Source organism: Paenibacillus sp. N119s, assembly GCF_059447605.1.
Genome location: NZ_JCAJRU010000344.1, coordinates 1 through 3,770 on the forward strand (window position 1 = coordinate 1; position 3,770 = coordinate 3,770).

The window sequence follows — 3,770 nt, forward strand, 5'->3', positions numbered from 1 at the left end:
CTCTACCTCCAGCCCAGTTTCTTCCCAGACTTCGCGCCGTAAGGCAGTTCCCGGCTGCTCTAGCTCCATCCAGCCGCCGGTAATCCCCCACGGCTGCTTCCGGTATACGTGCTTTAATAGCAGCACTTCCCCGGCATCATTCGTAAAAATGCCCAACACAGCAACTAAAAATTTATGTTGTGCCTGGTACACCAATGCATTTTTTAATCGAGTGAACGGTGTATGCTTATACATGAATACAAGCCAATCCCGTGGGATTTTATTTACCAGCTTAGCCAGCATCGCACACCTCCAGTTGAGCTTTTCTTTACATCAAATCAATCAATGCGTTTGAACAAGTTAAATGAGGAGCTTAAGTATGTATAATAATAAATTAATCTTTAGATGACTGTAACTTGCGGCTGTATAACTGAGCATTTTCTATATCAAAACAAACAAAAATAATCTCATTCAAACCAGTATGCTTTTGTATAAAACGTGTCACTTCCTGTATAGCAATCTCGGCGGCCTTTTCTTTCGGAAATCGGTAGATGCCTGTGCTGATATTGGGAAAAGCAATGCTGCGTGCATTCAGCTCTAAAGCTAATTGCAGTGTATGACGGTAGCATGTCGCCAGTAGTTCTTCTTCATGATGATTGCCACCATTCCATACAGGGCCGACAGTATGAACAACATATTGGGCATCCAGCTTGCCAGCCGTTGTATAAACCGCGCCTCCTACCGGACATCCCCCTTGCTTGTTTCTGATTCGGATACAATCTTCCAATATAGCCGGACCGCCAGCTCTATGAATCGCACCATCTACACCACCGCCACCCAGCAAGCTTGTATTTGCTGCATTGACAATAATATCTGTCTTGCAACGGGTAATATCCCCTTGCAACACACGTATGAGCACGTTAAATAGTTCAATCGAAATATCCATCGATCCCCCTCCTCTTCTAAAAATCAGTTTTATTTATATAGTCATCTTATAGTCTCTACAAGCGATTTCGAATATATCGTCATAGGTTTTCAACAGAAAGTGTTTTAGATCTTTCCCCCGTTCACTAGCTATTGCAGCCAATAAAGGCGTATCTGTAAGCTCATCAAAACAGCTACCTTGCGTATACTTTTGCTCAGACATACCTAATGCCACATCCAGTTCAATCATATTAAAGTAGTAAACTCCTGTAAATATAAGCTCATAGGGTACAAAATCGTCTACTGCCTCAGGCGCCAACCCGCCATTAATCTCTCCTTTCAAAACCAGCTCTTTCTTCGCATAATTCATATACACATGATCCAAATAGACTGCATCCCGTCCATGCAATTCACCAAGCGGCGTTTGAATAGCTTTTATCTGCGACACCTAGGTGCTCTCCCTTCTAAGTTATTTTCCATCCAGCAACATAAGTGCGGTCGCAACCGCATCATCCACAAAAGAACGCGCTGGGCGTGACTTCATCATCACGGTAATCCCGATCAACAAAGAGACCAACGTATGCGCCAAAGCTCGTGCATCTATAGTTACCCCAAGCTCCCCGGATTGAATACCTCGTTCGAGGGTTTCCTGAAAGACGGCAGATAGATACATTTGATGTTCTCTGGTTAAAATTTCAAATCTCTCATCATGGGGAGCTAATTCTACCATCGTATTAATACAAAAGCATCCTCTATTAATTCCATTCTCGTACTCCTCTGCCACAATGCCTTTAAAAAAATTGGAAAATGCCTGTTTTACAGACGAGCTGCTTTGCAGTTCCGCCCTTACATGTGCAGCATGAGATTGCGTATATTTACGCAGCGCAGCTTCAAATAATTGCTTTTTATCCCCAAAGGCTGCATACATGCTGGGGCGCTGTATTCCCATACGGGAAGTTAAATCGCTTAAAGATGTGGCCTCGAATCCCTTTTCCCAAAAAACTTGCATCGCTGCATTCAACGCTTGATCTTCATCAAATTCCCGTGGACGAACCATATTTTACCCCCCCTCTTTTCGTATCGATCAGTATATTAAGATTGTACGTTTGCCCGAGGAGGATGTCAAATCTGTGCAGGTTAAACTCTTGACATATCGTATTAATGCAAGTTATATTGACCTAAAATCATTATGTACCAACCAGTATATTATATTGATCGGTACATAAATTACAGAAAGCGACGTGATATGTGAAAATGAAGACGTCAAAAGAAAAAGCGCTACTCCTCTCCAATCAAGCGATAGCCAACACTGCGGAAACAGCCCCTGTTCGTGTCCTATCTCGATCTGTGGCACTTTTGTTTGCTATAGCCTGCGGGCTGGCTGTCGCTAACATTTACTATGCACAGCCCTTACTGGATGCGCTGGCGCATGAGTTTGGCATTACACACTCATCGGTTGGTATCGTTATTACCGTCACACAAATTTGCTATGCGCTGGGACTGCTGCTGCTCGTCCCGCTTGGCGATCTTTTGAATCGGCGACGATTAATTACAGGCCAAATGCTGCTATCCGTACTGGCATTAATCGTGGTTAGCTTTGCTCCTACCCGTACCATACTGCTTATCGGAATGGCGATGGTCGGACTGCTGGCTGTGGTGACTCAAACACTCGTAGCTTTCGCCTCGACTTTGGCTCATCCGACAGAACGCGGGCAGATCGTAGGGCTGGTAACCAGCGGAGTCGTTATCGGCATTTTGCTGGCACGAACCGTTGCTGGTGTATTAACCGATCTGGCAGGCTGGCGTTCAGTTTACCTTGTTTCTGCTACACTAACACTGTTTATGGCTGTAGCTCTGTTGCGAGTGCTCCCAAAGAACGAACCCTCAAGCGCCACACTTTCCTACGCGCAGTTGCTTCACTCGGTTATCGCACTGTTCGTCCAAGAACGAATTTTGCGTATTCGTGCTGTCCTTGCACTGCTCATTTTCACAGCGTTCAGCATATTGTGGACTTCACTTGTATTGCCTCTCAGTACTCCCCCATTGTCTCTTTCACATACTGCTATTGGGGCCTTCGGCCTGGCTGGGGTCGCCGGAGCATTAGCAGCTGCACAAGCAGGACGGCTTGCTGATCAAGGCTTGGGACAACGAACGACAGGTACCGCACTAGTTGTATTGCTGCTGTCCTGGCTGCCTATACACTACACCGAGCATTCTCTATTGGCTTTAGCTCTTGGCGTCATACTTTTGGATTTGGCCGTACAGGCTGTACATGTCACTAACCAGAGCTTGATTTTCAACGTTCGCCCTGAGGCACGAAGCCGACTTACCGCAGGCTACATGATATTTTATTCCATCGGCAGCGCCACTGGAGCCATTGCCTCGACTCACATGTATACCTACGCTGGGTGGAGCGGAGTCTGTCTATTGGGGACTGGTGTCAGTGCTCTGGCTCTCATTTTCTGGGTAGTGACTCGACGTGCAGCTTAATCGTAAAACTCGGATTGGATCAACGAAAAATCACCTAGACCTCAACAACGGCCTAGGCGGTTCTCTTCTAGCACTGTAAATCATCACTTGATTGCAATATAAATCAAAACGGGCTCATCTGGATTGCCATAGACTTCAAAATCACCTGTGTAGGCTCTCTCCCCTTGTCCCGTGGCAGCCCATGCCCAAATTGTCTGCCATACACGGAAGACAGAAGATGGTTCATGGGTTGCCTGAAAAATAGCGTAGCGTGCAGCCGGAATTACGAGTTCTTCAAGATCGTCAGGAGTCTGGAAATCCTCAGTCGCTTTCTTTCCGATAAAAAATGTATACTCGCCCAAAGCCCCATTTTCATAGTCAGTATAACAACCATTTTC

6 protein-coding genes are annotated in these 3,770 nt (G+C 45.8%); 1 reads left to right on the plus strand and 5 read right to left on the minus strand.

Annotated features, from left to right (window positions below; all coding sequences use genetic code 11):
* The 4 genes from AC5V8P_RS24165 to AC5V8P_RS24180 all read right to left on the minus strand — a co-directional run.
* The coding region (locus AC5V8P_RS24165; protein WP_495473952.1) for an NUDIX domain-containing protein at nucleotides 1–282 on the minus strand (282 nt) is incomplete at its 3' end.
* A 91-nt stretch (nucleotides 283–373) separates the two neighbouring features.
* Nucleotides 374–925, minus strand: a complete 552-nt coding sequence (locus AC5V8P_RS24170) for an O-acetyl-ADP-ribose deacetylase (protein ID WP_063209231.1) — start codon at nucleotides 923–925, stop codon at nucleotides 374–376.
* A gap of 33 nt (nucleotides 926–958) precedes the next feature.
* Nucleotides 959–1,351, minus strand: a complete 393-nt coding sequence (locus AC5V8P_RS24175; protein ID WP_063209229.1) for a hypothetical protein — start codon at nucleotides 1,349–1,351, stop codon at nucleotides 959–961.
* Between the two features lie 21 nt (nucleotides 1,352–1,372).
* On the minus strand, nucleotides 1,373–1,960 hold the full coding sequence (locus tag AC5V8P_RS24180; RefSeq protein WP_064796129.1) for a TetR/AcrR family transcriptional regulator: 588 nt from the start codon (nucleotides 1,958–1,960) through the stop codon (nucleotides 1,373–1,375).
* Between the two features lie 197 nt (nucleotides 1,961–2,157).
* Between AC5V8P_RS24180 and AC5V8P_RS24185 the strand changes: the two genes are divergently transcribed.
* Nucleotides 2,158–3,393 (plus strand): MFS transporter, encoded by a 1,236-nt coding sequence (locus tag AC5V8P_RS24185; protein WP_064796256.1) that lies wholly within the window; start codon nucleotides 2,158–2,160, stop codon nucleotides 3,391–3,393.
* A gap of 83 nt (nucleotides 3,394–3,476) precedes the next feature.
* On the opposite strand, the gene AC5V8P_RS24190 is transcribed toward AC5V8P_RS24185, so the two are convergent.
* The coding region (locus AC5V8P_RS24190; protein WP_495473953.1) for a GyrI-like domain-containing protein at nucleotides 3,477–3,770 on the minus strand (294 nt) is incomplete at its 5' end.